Here is a 16,817-nt window from a genome sequence, read left to right on the forward strand (position 1 = left end):
CGACACGAAGGAACACCATGACCGACGAGACCGTCTCCCCCGAATTCGCCGCCGCGACCACCACGGCCCAGCGCGTCACCATCAACGGCAACGAGCTCGCGGTCGAGGTGCTCGGCCCCGAGGGTGCGCCCGTGATCCTCACGCACCACGGGGCGCCGGGCCTCGGATCGCGAGCGGAACCGCGCGCGAGCTTCGGCCGCCTCGCCGACCAGTACCGCGTCGTCGTCTTCGACGCGCGCGGGAGCGGTGCGAGCGAGGGGTCGGGCGTCTTCAGCCACGAGCAGTGGGCCGCCGACATCGACGGTCTCCGCGAGTGGATCGGTGCCGAGACGGTCATCATGGCCGGCGGGTCTTACGGCGGCTTCATGGCCATGGAATACGCGATCCGCTACCCGGATCGCGTGAGCGCTGTCGTCTTGCGCGACACCTCGGCCGACAACGGCAACGCGCATCTCGCGCGGGAGAACGCTCTCGCGAGTGACCGCGTGACGATCGACATGGAGAAGTTCGACCGCATCGACGAGGGTCGGGTGCGTGACGACGCCGACCTCGAGGACTGCTGGCGGGAGATCCTGCCGCTCTACGACTTCCACTACGACCCCGAGGCGACCGAGCGCAAGGTCAAGGCGACCCCCTACCGGTTCGAGGCGCACAACTACGCCTTCTCGGTGAACCTCCCCGCCTACGACCTCAAGCCGCAGTTGCCGAGCATCACGGTGCCGACGCTCATCACTGTCGGACGCACCGACTGGATCACGCCGGTATCGTGCAGTCAGACCATTGCGGACCTCATCCCCGACTCGCAGCTCGTCATCTTCGAGGAGTCGGGGCACTCTCCGCAGATCGAGGAGGCCGAGAAGTGGACAGCGACGGTTCGGTCGTTCCTGAACACGGTGGTTCCCCCGCGGTGAATCCCGCCATCCTCGAGAGGCTCTCCGACCTCGACAAGCGCATCGTCGTCGCCCTGCAGGGCGACGGTCGGGCGAGCTGGCGCGCCGTCGCCGACACGGTCGGTGCTCCGGTGACCACGGTCGTGCGCCGCGGCCAACAACTCCTCGCCGATGGGGTCGTGCGTGTCGCCGTCGTTCCGGCTCTCGCCGCCGACGGCCGCTACGACTCGTTCCTCGTGCGCATCAACACCAAGCCCGGCGAGCACATCGCGGTCGCCGCGGCCCTCGTCGACAACCCCGACGTGCGATTCGTGACCCTCGTCACGGGTTCCTACGACGTCATCGCCGAGCTCATCGTGCGCGGCGGTGCCACGCGATATCCGCGCATCATCGGCGAACTGCAGTCCATCCAGGGAGTCGAGCGATGGCGCAGCGACCTCATCCTGCACGTCTACAAGGTGAGCTTCGACTGGGGGCGCCAGCTCTACGGCGGGCACTTCGAGGTCGATGCCGACCGCGAGGTGGGCACCGCGGCCGAACTCGAGGATTGCGCGCCCGAGCACTTCGATGAGGCCGACCGCAGCATCCTCTCGGCGCTTCGCGACGACGGTCGGGAGACCTTCCAGAACATCGCCGACCGGGTGGGCTTGAACGAGTCGAGCGTGCGCAGGCGATACGACCGGATGAGGGCCGCACGCTGCGTCGACGTGCTGACCCTCATCCCCTCCGCCGCGCTCGGTATGGAAGCCGAGACCCTCCTCACCGTGACCGTGCACCCGTCGCGGCTCGAGGAGGTAGCCCGCGAGCTCGCGCGATATCCGGCGGTGCGATACCTCGCCGCCCTGCTCGATGAGAACGCCCTGCTGTGCGAGGTCATCGCGCCCTCGGCGACGGAGCTGCACACCTTCATCACCGAGTCGCTCGCCCACCTCGACGGCGTCTCGGGATGGACCGCGAGCATGGAACTGCTCTACCTCAAGCGTGGCTTCGTCGAGACGCCGTGGTGGCGGTCACAGCTCGGCTACTCGTAGCGCAGCGACTCCACGGGGTCGGCTTTCGCGGCCCGCGCCGCAGGCAGGGTGCCCGCGATGAACGCGATCGCCATGACGAGCAGGATGATCGCGGCGATCGACACGGGGTCGAACGCGATGAGCGTGAGCCCCGGCAGGTCGGCGAGGAGGGTGTCGGCGAGCGCGGCACTGATGCCGGAGCCCGCGAGCATCGCGAGACCGATGCCGATGGCACTGCCGAGGAACCCGAGGAACGCGGCTTCGAGGCTGAATAGCGCGAACACCCTCCCTGACCCCATCCCCATCGCCTTCATGAGTCCGATCTCTCGCGTGCGCTCCTGCACCGACATGTAGAGGGTATTGACGATGCCGAAAGCCGCGGCGAGCAGGGCGATGATGGCGAACGCGTTGAGCACGAGCACGATGCCGTCGATCACGGTCGTGACGATGCCGAGCTGGTCGGCGATCGTCGTGCCGGTGTAGCCCTCGTCGGCGAGGCGGTCCTGAAGTGCCTCGACCTCGGTTTCGGTCGCGTCGGGGTCGAGCCACACGGTCGCCGAGGAGTAGCGGTCGGCCTGGTCTGTCGTGAGCCCGGTGCTCTGCGCGTCGAAGAGGGCGTCGGTCAACGCGTCGTTGGTGAGGATGCTCGACCCCGTCGGGCTCACGAGAGCCTCCTCGGTGACGCCGACGACGGTGGCCTCGAGAGTGTGCCGGGTGCGTTCGGCATCCGTTATCGCGACGGACACGGTCTCCCCGAGCGCGGCGTCGGCGGAGTCGAACCCGAGCGGCTCGACGTAGGCGACGGGGAGCGCGACCTCGAAGTCGGTCGCTGCACTATCGGGTTCGTCGCCCGCGGCGAAGACCGCGGTCTGGCCGGGGATGAGACTGCCGACACTCGCCTCGTATGCCGTGCCGTCGCCGAAGCGGATGTAGTCGGGCGTGATGGTGCGCGCCGCGTCGACGTCGAGCACCCCCTCGATGCCCTCGAGTTCGTCGATGTCGTCGGATGTCAGGGCGATCACGGTCTGACCACCGACCCCGGTTGCGACGGCGTCGGGGTCGTACTCGACGGGCCCCGAGTCCCCCGTGCCGGGGAGGCCGGCACCGTCGTCGTTCGGCTTGGTGACCGACATCGCGTCGGATGCTCCGACCCCCGAGACGGTGTCGTCGATGTAGGCGTTGATCCCCGTTCCCAGTCCGCTCGTGAGGGCGAGGGTGAAGGCGCCGACGAAGATCGCGAGGATCGTGAGAATGGTGCGGGTCTTGGATCGGAAGGTGTTCGCCACGGCCGATCCGACGAGCGCCGAGGTTTTCACTCGGCGACCTCCCGAGCCGAATCCTCGACGATGAGCCCGTCGCGAATGAGGATGCGGCGATCGCACCGCGCCGCGAGGTCTTCGTCGTGGGTCACGACGATGAGCGTGATGCCGTGCTCCCGATTGAGCCCGAAGAGGATGTCTTCGACCACGGCGCCCGTGGCGGTGTCGAGGTTTCCCGTGGGCTCGTCGGCGAAGATGATGCGCGGGTTGTTGACGAGGGCGCGCGCGATGACGGCGCGCTGTTTCTGACCGCCCGACAGGTTGGCGGCCTTGTTGCCCGCCTTGTCGGCGAGTTCGAGCTGCTCGAGGGCGGCGAGCCCGCGTCGTTTGCGCTCGCTCGACCCCACACCGGCGATCGTGAGCGGGAGCACGACGTTGTCGAGCACCGAGGTGTTGCCGGTGAGGAAGAACTGCTGGAAGACGAAGCCGGAGGTCTTGTTGCGCGTCTTGTTGAGGCGTGACCCGCGCAGGGTCGCCGCGTCGGTGCCTTCGAGGGCGATCGAGCCCGAACCGGGAACGTCGAGCAGGGCGAGCAAGTGCATGAGGGTGGATTTGCCCGACCCGCTCTTGCCGACGATCGCGACGCTCTCGCCCTCGCGGATGTCGAAACTCACCCCCTTGAGCGCGTCGAAACGGTTCTGGCCGGTGCCGTACGACTTGCGCACGTCTCTCACCGAGAGGATCGGGGTGGTCATGGTGCTCCTGGGTCGGGGTTGCTGAACGGGGTCGCTCACGGGGCTCGCTGCCGGGGTGGCTGAGCGACTCCTCCAGCGTCGCCGCGACGTCGGTCGCAGACATCCCCCATCGGCAGACACCCGACTACCGCGGTTGCGGTACATCGGATTGCCGCGCTGGGGTGACCCGCGGGCGCGCGCGAGCCGACAGACTGGAAATGTGATCCGTCCGCCCTCCGAGACCGCCGCCCCGGCGAGCACGCACCACCGCGTTCCCCGGTGGCTGCCCGACCTCGTGCTCGGCGTCGTGATCGTCGCGACGGCGTTCCTCCCCGCGCCGGTGCTCGAGTTCCGCACGAACGGCGCGACCGTCGCGCTCGTGCTGTCATCCGTTCTGCTGCTGCCGTGGCGCACGCGGTGGCCGGTGCCCGTGCTCGCCGTCCTCCTCGCGCTCTTCGCGGTCACCGCGATGCTCGGCACCCTCTCACCGGGGATCGGTCTCGCGATCGCCGCCGCCGTCTTCCGCCTCGCCGATCGCGGTCCGCGTCGCCGCGCGTTCATCGCCGCGGGCTTCGTCGTCGTCTCGGTCATTCTGCTGAGCCTCCCGTCGTCGATCAGCAGCGTCTTCGAACCGAGGGTGCTGCAGTTCGGTCTCGTGGTCGCCCTCGCCGCCGTCGCGGGCGACGGTGCGCGATCGCGGCGCGACTACATCACGGCCATCACGGAGCGCGCCGAACGCGCTGAACGCACGAGGGAAGCCGAGGCGCAGCGCCGCGTCAGCGAGGAGCGCTTGCGCATCGCGCGAGACCTGCACGACGCCGTCGCGCACCAGATCGCGGTCATCAGTTTGAACGCCGGCGTCGCGTCGTCGAGCATCGACAGCCGGCCGGAGAAGGCCAAGGAGGCCCTCGTCACGATCCGCGGGGCAGCGCGCACCGTTCTCGGGGAGATAGGCGACCTCCTCGGGGTGCTCCGCACCGACGACACGACGAGCGGTGGCGACGCGTCTCCGCAACCGGGCCTCGACCGACTCGACGACCTCGTCGAGCAGTTCGCGCGCGTGGGCCTCGACGTGCACACGCGCACCGAGGGTGACCTCTCGGCGGTGTCGGGCACCCCGGCATCCGTCGGCTACCGGGTGCTGCAGGAGGCCCTCACGAACGCCCACAAGCACGGCTCCGAGCACCGCGCCCACGTGCTCGTCGAGGTGACCGACGCTGCCCTCGCCCTCACGGTGACCAACCCGAGCGACGCGTCGACGTCACGGGAGAGCGTCGAGAGCTCGGGGCTCGGGCTTGTCGGCCTCCGCGAGCGTGTCGCCGCGGCGAGGGGAACCGTCGACGCCGCGCCCTCGGCCGGCGGATGGAAGCTCGCCGCCCGGATACCCCTCGGCCCGGGTGGGGAACGATGACGCGCGTGCTCGTGGTCGACGATCAGGCCCTCATCCGGCAGGCGGTGACCGACATCCTCTCCGGCGAAGCCGACATCGAGGTCGTCGGCGACGCCGTGAACGGGCGCCGAGCTGTCGAGCTCGCGACCGAACTGCGTCCCGACGTCGTCGTCATGGACATCCGCATGCCCGATCTCGACGGCATCGCGGCGACCGCCGAGATCTGCGCCGACCCCGCGCTCGGCGACGTGCGCGTGCTCATCCTCACGACCTTCGAAGAAGACGAGTATCTCGTCGGCGCCCTGCGCGCCGGGGCGAGCGGGTTCGTCGGAAAGGGTGCCGAGCCCGATGAGATAGTGCGGGCCGTGCGCGCCGTGCACGCGGGAGAGGCACTGCTCTCGCCGGTTGCGACGCGCGCGCTCATCGACCGTTTCGTGCAGACGAGGCCCGACGCCGTGGCGATGGACAGCCCCGGGCTCGCTTCCCTCACCGATCGCGAGCGCGAGGTGCTCCTCCTCGTCGCGCGCGGTCGCTCCAACGCCTACATCGCGAGCGACCTCGTCATCTCCCCGCACACGGCGAAGACGCACGTGAATCGCATCATGACGAAGCTCCACGCCCACGACCGGGCCCAGCTCGTCATCGTGGCCTACGAGTCGGGACTACTGACCCCCGGGGCCTGACCGTCGACGACCGCCGGCTCGAGCTGGAAGCGGTACCCCATCCCCGACTCGGTGAGGAGGTAGCGCGGGTTCGCCGGGTCGGGTTCGATCTTCTTGCGCAATTGCGCGATGTAGAGGCGCAGGTAGCCCGTGTCGGTGATGTGCTCCGACCCCCAGATGTCCGTGAGAAGCGTCTGCCGGGTCACGAGCCTGCCGGCGTTGCGGACGAGGATGTCGAGCACCTCCCACTCGGTGGGGGTGAGCCTCACGAGCTCCGGTCCACTCGGTGCCGCCCGCGTGATACTCCGTGCGGCGAGGTCGATCGTGATGTCGGAGATGCGGATGACCGGCGACTCCTCCTGGCTCGCGATGCGCCTCGTGAGGGCCCGGATGCGCGCGAGGAGTTCGTCGATCGAGAACGGCTTGGTCACGTAGTCGTCGGCACCCGCGTCGAGGGCGTCGACTTTGTCTGCCGCCCCCGTGCGCCCCGACACGACGAGGATCGGCGCCGTCGACCACCCGCGCACCCCCTCGATGACCTCGATGCCGCTGAGCTCGGGCATCCCGAGGTCGAGCACGAGGACGTCGGGGTGATGCTCGATCGCGGCGTTGACGGCTTCGACCCCGTTGGTGGCCGTGACGACCTCGTATCCGCGCGCGCCGAGGGTGACGCGCAGGGCGCGGAGCATCTGGGGGTCGTCATCGGCGACGAGGATCCTCATCACGAGCGCGGCACCGCTCGCGCGTCAGCGCCGGGCATGTCAGCGACCCGACCCTCGGCCTTCGCAACCTCGGCCATCGGCAGCGCGACGACCATAGTGAGCCCACCGCCCGGGGTGTCTTCGGCCTCGAGGGTGCCGCCCATCCCCTCGGTGAAACCCTTCGCGATCGCGAGCCCGAGGCCGAGACCCGTGAGGTTGTCGGTGTCGCCGAGTCTCTGGAAGGCCGCGAAGATCTCGTCGCGGCGTTCGGGGGCGACGCCGGGGCCGTGGTCGGCGATGCGGATCTCGACGATGCCCCCGAACGCGCTCGTCGAGATGCGCACGCGGGTTCCGGGCGGGGCGTAGCGGCGGGCGTTGTCGAGCAGGTTCACCACCACGCGCGTGAGCAGACCGGGGTCGGCGAGCATCGGCGGGAGGTCTGCTCCGAGGTGCAGCGCGACATCCGCCGGCCCGATTCCGAGCTCGTCGAACGCGGGCAGAATGACGTCTTCAGCGTCGATCGCGGTCACGGCGACCGCGAGCACGCCCGCCTCCACGCGACTCACGTCGAGCAGGTCGGTGATGAGCGACGCGAGGGTGGCGAGGCTCTCTTCGGCCGTGGCGAGCAGTTCTTCGCGGTCGGCGTCCGACCAGCGGATGTCGGGCGACCGCACCCCGCTCACGGCCGCGGTCGCGGCGGCGAGCGGCCTCCGCAGGTCGTGGCTCAGCGCCGACAGGAGGGCACTGCGCATGCGGTCGGTCTTGGTGAGCGGTCCCACTTCGCGCGCGGTCTGCAGGAGGTAACCGTGCTCGATGGCCGCCTCGATCTGCGTCGCGATCACGGTGAGCAAGCGCCGTTCGGATGCCGCGAGGTCGGCGCCGTGCAGTTCGAGAACCGCCCGCTCGCCCACGGGCACGGCCGTCGCGGTGTCGTCGGGCGTCGGCTCCCCGTCTTTGTGCGTCGTGGTGCCGTCGACGACGAGCCGCACCCCGGTGAGTCCGAACGCTTCGCGCGTGCGGCTCACGAGCGCCTGCAGCGCCCCCTCGCCGCGCAGCACGCTCCCCGACACGGTCGCGAGCAGCTCCGACTCGGCGGCGGCACGTCTGGCGGTGCGCGAGCGCCGCGCCGCCTGGTCGACGACGTAACTGACGAGCACGGCGTTGACGAGGTAGAGCCCGAGCGCGAACAGGTGCAGAGGGTCGGCGATCGTCACCGTGTAGAGCGGTGCGACGAAGAAGAAGTCGAGGGTGAGACCCGAGAGCAGGGCAGCGAAGAGCGCGGGCCAGATGCCCCCGACGAGGGCGACGATGATCACGAGCAACTGGTAGCTCAGCACGTCGCTCGTGATCGTCTCCTCGCTCCGCAGCGCGGTGAGCGCGAGCGTGACGAGGGGGCCTCCGACGAGGGCGAGCACGAAGCCCGCGATGCGCCGCTTCATCGTGAGCGCGCCGCCCAGGCGAGGCAGCGAGAACCGCCCTCCCGCCGCCTCGTGATTGACGATGTGCACGTCGATCGAGCCGGCCTCGCGCGTGACGGTCGACCCGATTCCGGGGCCTGTGAGGGCGGCCACGAGTCGGCTGCGCCTGCTCACGCCGATCACGAGCTGAGTCGCGTCGACGCTGCGCGCGAAGTCGACGAGGGCGCGCGGAACGTCGCTCCCGACCACCTGGTGAAAGCTCCCGCCGAGTTTCTCGACGAGCGCGCGCTGCTGGGCGAGGGCTTCGGGTCGCGCGACGCGCAAGCCGTCCTGGCTCGTCACGTGCACCGCGAGCAGCTCGCCGCCGCCCGATCGCGCGGCGATGCGGGCACCTCGGCGCAGGAGCGTCTCACCCTCCGGACCACCGGTGAGCGTCACGACGACTCTCTCGCGGGCCTCCCACGCGCTGTCGATGCCGTGGTCGGTGCGGTAGACCTTGAGGGCGCTGTCGACCTCGTCGGCGAGCCACAGCAGCGCGAGTTCGCGCAGCGCAGTCAGATTGCCGAGCCTGAAGTAGTTCGAGAGCGCCGCGTCGATGCGCTCGGCGGGGTAGACCCGGCCGCCCGCGAGCCGGTCGCGCAACGCTTCGGGAGCGAGGTCGACGACCTCGATCTGTTCGGCCGACCTCAGCACGTGGTCGGGGATCGTCTCCCGCTGCGGCGCCCCCGTGATCTTCTGCACGACGTCGTTGAGCGACTCGATGTGCTGGATGTTGACGGTCGAGATCACGTCGATGCCGGCATCCAGGATCGTCTGCACGTCTTGCCAGCGCTTCTCGTGCGCGGTGCCCGGAGCGTTCGTGTGGGCGAGCTCGTCGACGAGCGCGAGGTCGGGGCGACGTGCGAGCACGGCGTCGACATCCATCTCGGTGAGCTCGACACCGCGGTGGGTCACGACCGCGCGCGGCACGATCTCGAGACCCTCCGTCATCGCGGTCGTGGCGGCGCGACCGTGGGTCTCCACGACCGCGACAACGACGTCGGTGCCCTCATCGCGAAGGCGCCCACCCTCTTCGAGCATCGTGTAGGTCTTGCCCACACCGGGTGCCGCCCCCAGAAGCACCCGCAAGCGCCCACGTTTCATCGTTCAACTCACAACTCGTCGAGAGCGACATTCAGCAGCAGCACGTTCACCCGCGCCTCGCCCAGAAGCCCCAGGTCTCTGTTCTGGATGTTATCGCTCACCAGTTCGCGAACGCTCTCCTCGGGCAGCCCGCGCTCGGTCGCGACCCGCGGCACCTGCTGCAGCGCGTATTCCGGGCTGATGTGCGGGTCGAGCCCCGAGGCGGAGGCGGTGACGGCGTCGGCGGGGATCTCGTCGGGCTCGACGCCGTCGAACTCCGAGATCTGCGCCTGACGTTCGCCGATGGCCGAGACGAGGTCGTCGTTCTCGGGCCCCCAGTTCGAGCCGCTCGAGGCGGCACCGTCGTACCCGTCGCCCGCCGCCGAGGGCCGCGGTTGGAACCACTCGGGCAGCGGATCGCCGTCGGCGTCGCTGAAGCTCTGGCCGATGAGGGCCGAGCCGACGGTCTCGCCGTCGACGGTCACGAGCGAGCCGTTCGCCCGAGTGGCGAAGGCGAGCTGCCCGACGCCCGTGACGACGAGCGGATAGCCGACCCCGAGCACGACGGTGAAGACGAGGAGGGCGCGGATGGCGACGCCTGCGGTGCGCAGGCCGGTGCGAGGTGCACTCATGGTGGTGTTCTTCTCTCTTGAACGGTGCCGGTCAGAAACCGGGGATGAGGGTCACGGCGAGGTCGATGATCTTGATGCCGACGAACGGCGCGATCACTCCCCCGAGGCCGTAGACGAGGAGGTTGCGGCCGAGCACCTTCGACGCGGTGAGCGGGCGGTACTTCACGCCGCGCAACGCGAGCGGGATGAGCGCGATGATCACGATCGCGTTGAAGATGATCGCCGAGAGCACGGCAGACGCGGGCGAGTGCAGGCCCATGATGTTGAGCACCGCGAGGCCCGGGAAGACCCCGGTGAACATCGCGGGGATGATCGCGAAGTACTTCGCGATGTCGTTCGCGATCGAGAACGTCGTGAGTGCGCCGCGCGTGATGAGCAGTTGCTTGCCGATCGCGACGATGTCGATGAGCTTCGTCGGGTCGGAGTCGAGGTCGACCATGTTGCCGGCCTCCTTCGCTGCGGAGGTTCCCGTGTTCATCGCGACCCCGACATCCGCTTGCGCGAGCGCCGGGGCGTCGTTGGTGCCGTCACCGGTCATCGCCACGAGGTGGCCGCCCGCCTGCTCCTTCTTGATGAGCTCCATCTTCTGCTCGGGTGTCGCCTCCGCGAGGAAGTCGTCGACTCCCGCCTCCGCGGCGATCGCCTTGGCGGTGAGGGGGTTGTCTCCCGTGATCATGACGGTGCGGATGCCCATCGAGCGCAACTCGGCGAAGCGCTCCCTGAGGCCGGTCTTGACGACATCCTTCAAGTGCACGACGCCGAGGATGCGGCCGACACCCGCGTCGCTGATCGTCGCGACGACGAGCGGCGTGCCTCCGCTGTTCGACACGCGTTCGACCTGCGCCTGGAGCTCGGAGCGCACCGACGGCGACGCCCCCTCGCCGATCCACGCGAGCACCGCCGACCCTGCACCCTTGCGGATGCGGGTGCCGTCGGGCCGGTCGAGCCCCGACATGCGGGTCTGCGCCGTGAACGGCGCGAACTCGCCCGCAGCAGAATCACCATCGACGTGCACGCCCTGTTCGGCGGCGAGGTCGACGATCGACTTGCCCTCGGGGGTCGGGTCGGCGAGCGACGAGAGCGCTGCGGCGCGGATGAGCTGCTCGGGGTTCACCCCGACGAGCGGCACGAACTCCGAGGCCTGGCGGTTGCCGTAGGTGATGGTGCCCGTCTTGTCGAGCAGCAGCGTTGTGACATCCCCCGCGGCCTCGACCGCGCGACCCGACATCGCGAGCACGTTGCGCTGGACGAGGCGGTCCATCCCGGCGATGCCGATGGCCGAGAGCAGCGCGCCGATGGTGGTCGGGATGAGGCACACGAGCAGGGCGATGAGCACGGGAACGCTCGCGCTCGCGTCGAGGTACGACGCGATCGGGTTGATCGTGAGCGTCACGATGACGAAGACGATCGAGAGGCTCGAGAGCAGCACCGTCAGGGCGATCTCATTGGGCGTCTTCTGCCTCGCAGCCCCCTCGACGAGGGCGATCATCCGGTCGACGAATGTCTCGCCGGGCTTCGAGGTGATGCGCACGACGATGCGGTCGGAGAGCACGCGCGTGCCACCGGTGACGGCGCTGCGGTCACCGCCCGATTCGCGCACGACGGGGGCGGACTCGCCCGTGATCGCCGACTCGTCGATCGAGGCGATGCCCCACACGATGTCGCCGTCACCGGGAACGAGCTCGCCCGCTGTCACGACCACGACGTCGCCGAGGCCGAGGTCGGCAGACGAGACATCGCGGATGTCTGCGGCCTGAGCCCCGGCGTCACCACTCCCGTCGTAGGCGCTCACGAGCCGTGCCGTTGTGCTCGTGCGGGTCTTGCGCAGGCTGTCGGCCTGGGCTTTGCCTCGCCCCTCCGCGACGGCCTCGGCGAGGTTGGCGAAGATCACGGTGAGCCACAACCAGACGGCGATGCCCGCCGTGAAGGTCACGGGGATCGTCGAGCCGCCCGACGACTCGGGGCCGCCCAGGAACGGCTCGGCGATCGCTATCGCGGTGGTGAGAACGGCTCCGACCTCGACGATGAACATCACGGGATTGCGCCACATGAGCCGCGGGTCGAGCTTGCGGATGGCGCCGGGCACGGCGGCGACGACAGCGTCGGAACTGATGGTCGTGGTGGTCATGGCTTAGAGCAGTCCTTCTGCGAGAGGTCCGAGGGTGAGCACGGGAAAGAAGGTGAGGGCGGTCACGATGACCGTCACACCGACGAGGAGGCCGACGAAGAGCGGCCGGTGGGTGGGGAGGGTTCCCGAGGTCGCGGGCACCCTGTCGCCGGCGGCGAGCGAGCCGGCGAGCGCGAGAACGAGCACGATCGGCACGAAGCGCCCGAGCAGCATCACGACGCCGAGCGCCGTGTTGAGCCACGGGGTGTTCGCCGTGAGCCCCGCGAAGGCGGATCCGTTGTTGTTCGCCGCCGAGGTGAAGGCGTAGAGCACTTCGGAGAGCCCGTGGTTTCCGGGGTTCCAGATCGACGTGTTCAGCACGTCGTCACGGATGCCCGGGATCGCGAAGCTCAGCGCCGTGCCGACGAGCACGAGGGTCGGCATCACGAGGATGTAGAGGCTCGCGAGTGTGATCTGCCTGGGGCCGATCTTCTTGCCGAGGTACTCCGGTGTGCGGCCGACGAGCAGCCCCGCGACGAACACGGCGATGATCGCGAGGATGAGCACCCCGTAGAGGCCCGCTCCGACACCGCCGGGGGCGACCTCGCCGAGCATCATGTTGAGCATCGGCATCATGCCGCCGACCGCCGTGTACGAGTCGTGCATCGAGTTGACCGCACCGGTCGAGGTGAGCGTGCTCGAGGTGCCGAAGAGGGTCGACCCGTCGATACCGAATCGCACCTCTTTGCCCTCCATCGCGCCTCCCGCGAGCTCGGGCGCGGTGCCGAACCCTGCCCGCTCGAGGAGCGTGACGATCGTGAGAGACGCGATGTAGAAGAACGCCATGAACGCGAGGATCGCGGTGCCCTGTCGGCGGTCGCCGACCATCCGTCCGAAGGTGCGCGGGAGCGAGAACGGGATCATGAGCATGAGCACGATCTGCAGCACGCTCGTCCACGGGCTCGGGTTCTCGAACGGGTGGGCCGCGTTGGCGTTGAAGAACCCGCCGCCGTTGGTGCCGAGGTTCTTGATCGCCTCCTGGGAGGCGACAGGGCCGCCCGGAAGCGTCTGCGTGGCACCGCTGAGTGTCGGCACGTCGGTGAACCCGGTGAGGTTCTGGATCACCCCGCCCGCCATGAGGATGATCGCGGCGAGCACCGAGATCGGCAGCAGCAGCCGGAGGGTTCCGCGGGTGAGGTCGACCCAGAAGTTGCCGAGGGTGCCCGTGCGAGTGCGGGCGAAGCCGCGCACGAGGGCGACGGCGACGGCGATGCCGACGGCGGCCGACACGAAGTTCTGCACGGCGAGGCCCGCCATCTGCACGGTGTAGCCGAGGGTCACGTCGGGCGAGTAGGACTGCCAGTTGGTGTTGGTGACGAACGACGCTGCGGTGTTGAACGACAGCCCCTCGGGCACCGCGGGGAGCCCGAGCGAGTAGGGCAGCACGGACTGGAAGCGCTGCAGGAGGTAGACGAGGAGAACGCCGATTGCGGAGAACCACAGCACCCCGCGCAGGTAGGCCTGCCAGGTCTGTTCCGACGACGAGTCGACGCCGATGAGGCGGTAGAGGCCGCGCTCGATCGTCAGGTCTTTCTTCGACTCGTAGATGCTGGCCATGTAGTCGCCGAGCGGGCGGTAGAGCACCGCGAGAACGAGGGCGACCGTGGCCACTTGGAGGATGGGGAGCAGCACGTCCATGTCAGAACCGCTCCGGTCTCACGAGGGCGTACACGAGGTAGACGATGGCGGCGACGCCGAGGCCCGCCGCGAGAAAGGAGAAGACGATCACAGCTTCTCGACCCCCTTCGCGACGAGGCCGACGAGCACGAACGCGGCGATGATGCCGAGCACGTAGGCAAGATCGAGCGGGGTGAGAAGGTCGAGCACTGTGGTGTCCTTCAGCAGAAGTGAACGCGCGGCACGGTGAACGCGCCGGCGGGTGCCCGGTGGGGCACGACATCCGATACAACTCCCGAGCGGGCGGCCGTCGACGCGTCCTAACGGAATCCACACGGGTGCGCGGCGAAACCTAACGGCGCCCTAACGCGAGGGCCGCTCACCGCGCTAGCGTGCTGCCATGACCTTCGCGAACGTGGGAACCCTCGGTGCTGTGGCCGGCAAGCGCGACGAGCTCGTGGCGCACCTCGTCGGCCGCAACGACGCTCTGCGCGAGGTCGGATGCCTCGCCTACGAGGTGGGGGTGAGCGACGACCAACCCGACACCGTGTTCGTCGTCGAGCTGTGGACTTCCGCCGAGGCGCACCAGGCCTCGCTCGCCCTCCCCGAGGTGCAGCAGGTCATCGCCGCGGCGCGGCCGCTGCTCTCGGGCGAGTTCGGCGGCTTCCGCTTCGACGTGGTCGGGTCGCCGCTGCGACAGTGAGGTGGGTCGGGCTCAGCGCACCCCGTTCGCGTCGGCCGCCCTCCTGCACCAGACTCGGGGGATGACTTCACCCGCGTCAGCGTCCGCCTCCGCCGCGCCAGCCACCCCCTCTCCCCTGCACGAGCTCGCGGCCGCCCACGGCGTCTCCACGTCGTTCACCGATTGGCGCGACACTGTCGTCGACGTTCCCGACGAGGCCATCCGCGAGGTGCTCGCCGCGATGGGAGTGGATGCCGCAGACCCCGCCGCCGCGCTCGCCGAGCACGCGATGGCACCGTGGCGCCGTCTCCTGCCGCCGTCGCTCGTCGTGCGCGAAGGTGACGACATCCGCCTTCTCGCCCACGTCGGCGAGCGCGACGAACTCGAGTTGACGCTGACCCTCGAGAGCGGGATCGAGCAGTCGCTCGGTGGTCACGATGGCACCGCGCAGCTCGTCGACACCGAGACGCGGGATGTCGACGGTGTCACCGTCTCGGCCATCCCCGTGCCGCTGCCCACCGACCTGCCGCTCGGTTACCACACCGTGCGCGCGAGCTCGGGTGACCGCTCGGCCGAGTGTGTGCTCGTGGTCACGCCGCGCTGGCTCGGCCTGCCCGACTCGTTCGGCGAGGGCAGCTCGTGGGGGTTCGCGACGCAGCTCTACAGCGTGCGCTCGCGCGGCTCGTGGGGTGTCGGAGACCTCGCCGACCTCACCGACCTCGCCGTCTGGTCGGGTGCCGAGCTCGGCGCCGACTACCTGCTCATCAACCCTCTGCACGCGGCCGAGCCTGTCGCGCCGCTCGAACCGTCACCCTACTTGCCGTCGTCGCGTCGCTTCTTCAACCCGCTCTATCTGCGGGTCGAGGAGGTTCCGGAGTTCGCGCAGCTGAACGCCGACGACCGCGCCACCGTCGACGGGATCGCCGCGCGCGTGCACCGCGAGCTCGACGAGAAAGACGCGATCGACCGCGACACCTCGTGGACGGCCAAGCGCGACGCGCTCAAACTCATCTTCGCCCTCCCGCGCCGCGCCGGTCGCGAACTCGACTACCAGGCGTTCACGCAGCGCGAGGGCGAGAGCCTCGAGCAGTTCGCCACCTGGAGCGTGCTCGCGATCGAGCACGGCAATGACGCCCGCGAGTGGCCCGAGGCGCTGCAGGGTGCGACGACCATCGCCGTGTCCGACTTCGCGCGCGCCCACACCGACGACATCGAGTTCGAGATGTGGCTGCAGTGGCTGCTCGACGAGCAGTTGCAGCGCGCTCAGGGCAAAGCGGTGAACGCCGGAATGTCTCTCGGCATCATGCACGACCTCGCGGTGGGAGTGCACCCGGGTGGAGCGGATGCGTGGCGCCTGCGTGACGCGTATGCCACCGGCATCCGCGTGGGTGCACCGCCGGACGCCTTCAATCAGGTCGGTCAGGACTGGCAGCAGCCGCCGTGGCGCCCCGATCGCCTCGCCGAGCTCGCCTACGCGCCGTTCCGCGACCTCATCGCCGGTGTGCTGCGCCACGCGGGCGGGGTGCGCATCGACCACATCATCGGGTTGTTCCGCCTGTGGTGGACTCCCGAAGGCCGCACCCCCGCCGAGGGCACCTACGTGCGCTACGACCACGAGGCCATGATCGGGGTGCTCGCCCTCGAGGCGCAGCGTGCCGGAGCGGTCGTGGTCGGGGAGGATCTCGGGGTCGTCGAGCAGTCTGCGCGCGACTACCTCCTGGAACGCGGCATCCTCGGCACGTCGATCCTCTGGTTCGAGCGCGACGAGAACGGCGACCCTCTGCCCGCCGAGAGGTGGCGCGAACTGTGCCTCGCCTCGGTCACCACGCACGACCTGCCGCCGAATGCCGGTTACCTGCAGGGCGAGCACGTGAAGCTGCGCGACAAGCTCGGCGTGCTCACGCGTCCCGTCGAGGAGGAGGCGGCCGCCGACGAGGCCGAGCGCGGCAGTTGGCTCGATGAGATCCGCAGCCGGGGGTTGCTCGCACCCGAGTCGGGGAGCTCGAGCCCCTCGATCGCCGACACCATCACCGCGCTGCACCGCTACCTGGCGCTCGCGCCGTCGCGACTGCTCAACGTCGCGCTGACGGATGCGGTCGGCGACCGCCGCACGCAGAACCAGCCGGGCACGATCGACGAGTACCCGAACTGGCGCGTGCCGCTCTCCGGCCCCGACGGTTCGCCCCTGTGGCTCGAAGACGTGGTCGAGTCGGAGAGCGCCGCAGCCCTCGCGCGAGCGGTCTCTCATCCGGCACCCGCCGCCGACGCGCAGGACGACACCGTCGCCCCGCGCCCGGAGGAGCAGATCGCCGACGTCGCTCGGTCGACGCCCGATGTGGCAGACCACGGCGAGGTCTAAGCACCCTTCCCCCGCGAAGTGGGGGCGGACCCGGCCGTCCGACCGCACCAAACAGCCGTTTTAAGCAAGATTTTCTCGATATATTCATCCCTGAACCGACCGCCGAGCACTCGCTCGGGAGGGCATGTCGTGTGAGTCTGCGCGCGCCCGGCGTGGTCGCCGCCCGTCAGAGGA

The 16,817-nt window shown here is 69.5% G+C and carries 14 protein-coding genes; 6 read left to right on the forward strand and 8 right to left on the reverse strand.

Annotated elements, in window-relative coordinates:
- Positions 1-17 precede the first annotated feature (17 nt).
- Together ACLHG5_RS08120 and ACLHG5_RS08125 are read left to right on the forward strand one after the other, a co-directional pair.
- A complete protein-coding gene (locus ACLHG5_RS08120; RefSeq protein ID WP_411314689.1) occupies positions 18-911 on the forward strand; it encodes an alpha/beta fold hydrolase in 894 nt (297 codons plus the stop codon).
- Positions 860-1,921, forward strand: coding sequence for an Lrp/AsnC family transcriptional regulator (locus tag ACLHG5_RS08125; protein ID WP_411318369.1), 1,062 nt, complete (start codon positions 860-862; stop codon positions 1,919-1,921). The genes ACLHG5_RS08120 and ACLHG5_RS08125 overlap by 52 nt, the downstream gene beginning before the upstream one ends.
- Here ACLHG5_RS08125 and ACLHG5_RS08130 read toward each other — a convergent pair.
- Both ACLHG5_RS08130 and ACLHG5_RS08135 read right to left on the reverse strand, forming a co-directional pair.
- Positions 1,912-3,186, reverse strand: a complete 1,275-nt coding sequence (locus ACLHG5_RS08130; protein ID WP_411314687.1) for an ABC transporter permease — start codon at positions 3,184-3,186, stop codon at positions 1,912-1,914. The two genes, ACLHG5_RS08125 and ACLHG5_RS08130, sit on opposite strands and share 10 nt — an antisense overlap.
- A gap of 26 nt (positions 3,187-3,212) precedes the next feature.
- Positions 3,213-3,914 carry an ABC transporter ATP-binding protein gene (locus tag ACLHG5_RS08135; protein WP_411318370.1) on the reverse strand — a complete coding sequence of 234 codons (702 nt, stop codon included), beginning with the start codon at positions 3,912-3,914 and terminating at the stop codon, positions 3,213-3,215.
- Between the two features lie 199 nt (positions 3,915-4,113).
- On the opposite strand from ACLHG5_RS08135, the gene ACLHG5_RS08140 reads away from it, so the two are divergent.
- Positions 4,114-5,304 carry a sensor histidine kinase gene (locus tag ACLHG5_RS08140; protein WP_411318371.1) on the forward strand — a complete coding sequence of 397 codons (1,191 nt, stop codon included), beginning with the start codon at positions 4,114-4,116 and terminating at the stop codon, positions 5,302-5,304.
- Positions 5,301-5,966, forward strand: a complete 666-nt coding sequence (locus ACLHG5_RS08145; RefSeq protein ID WP_411318372.1) for a response regulator transcription factor — start codon at positions 5,301-5,303, stop codon at positions 5,964-5,966. The genes ACLHG5_RS08140 and ACLHG5_RS08145 overlap by 4 nt, the downstream gene beginning before the upstream one ends.
- Here ACLHG5_RS08145 and ACLHG5_RS08150 read toward each other — a convergent pair.
- From ACLHG5_RS08150 to ACLHG5_RS08175, 6 genes are read right to left on the reverse strand one after another with little or no spacing between them, the layout of a single operon-like run.
- Positions 5,933-6,667 carry a response regulator gene (locus ACLHG5_RS08150; RefSeq protein WP_411318373.1) on the reverse strand — a complete coding sequence of 245 codons (735 nt, stop codon included), beginning with the start codon at positions 6,665-6,667 and terminating at the stop codon, positions 5,933-5,935. The two genes, ACLHG5_RS08145 and ACLHG5_RS08150, sit on opposite strands and share 34 nt — an antisense overlap.
- Positions 6,667-9,207 carry an ATP-binding protein gene (locus tag ACLHG5_RS08155; protein WP_411318374.1) on the reverse strand — a complete coding sequence of 847 codons (2,541 nt, stop codon included), beginning with the start codon at positions 9,205-9,207 and terminating at the stop codon, positions 6,667-6,669. Before ACLHG5_RS08155 ends, ACLHG5_RS08150 begins: the two co-directional genes overlap by 1 nt.
- 8 nt (positions 9,208-9,215) lie before the next feature.
- Positions 9,216-9,818 (reverse strand): potassium-transporting ATPase subunit KdpC, encoded by a 603-nt coding sequence (gene kdpC, locus ACLHG5_RS08160; protein WP_411318375.1) that lies wholly within the window; start codon positions 9,816-9,818, stop codon positions 9,216-9,218.
- A gap of 31 nt (positions 9,819-9,849) precedes the next feature.
- A complete protein-coding gene (gene kdpB / locus ACLHG5_RS08165; RefSeq protein WP_411318376.1) occupies positions 9,850-11,946 on the reverse strand; it encodes a potassium-transporting ATPase subunit KdpB in 2,097 nt (698 codons plus the stop codon).
- Between the two features lie 3 nt (positions 11,947-11,949).
- Positions 11,950-13,623 (reverse strand): potassium-transporting ATPase subunit KdpA, encoded by a 1,674-nt coding sequence (kdpA, locus tag ACLHG5_RS08170; protein WP_411318377.1) that lies wholly within the window; start codon positions 13,621-13,623, stop codon positions 11,950-11,952.
- 1 nt (position 13,624) lies between these two features.
- On the reverse strand, positions 13,625-13,714 hold the full coding sequence (locus ACLHG5_RS08175) for a potassium-transporting ATPase subunit F (RefSeq protein WP_411314679.1): 90 nt from the start codon (positions 13,712-13,714) through the stop codon (positions 13,625-13,627).
- Positions 13,715-14,002: 288 nt separating this feature from the next.
- Between ACLHG5_RS08175 and ACLHG5_RS08180 the strand changes: the two genes are divergently transcribed.
- Together ACLHG5_RS08180 and malQ are read left to right on the forward strand one after the other, a co-directional pair.
- Positions 14,003-14,305: a putative quinol monooxygenase gene (locus ACLHG5_RS08180; protein ID WP_411318378.1), complete on the forward strand. Its 303-nt coding sequence runs from the start codon at positions 14,003-14,005 to the stop codon at positions 14,303-14,305.
- Positions 14,306-14,366: 61 nt separating this feature from the next.
- On the forward strand, positions 14,367-16,643 hold the full coding sequence (gene malQ / locus ACLHG5_RS08185) for a 4-alpha-glucanotransferase (RefSeq protein WP_411318379.1): 2,277 nt from the start codon (positions 14,367-14,369) through the stop codon (positions 16,641-16,643).
- Positions 16,644-16,817 lie beyond the last annotated feature (174 nt).

It is taken from the genome of Marisediminicola sp. LYQ85, from assembly GCF_046600695.1.
In the GTDB taxonomy this organism is placed as follows: Bacteria; Actinomycetota; Actinomycetes; order Actinomycetales; family Microbacteriaceae; genus Marisediminicola.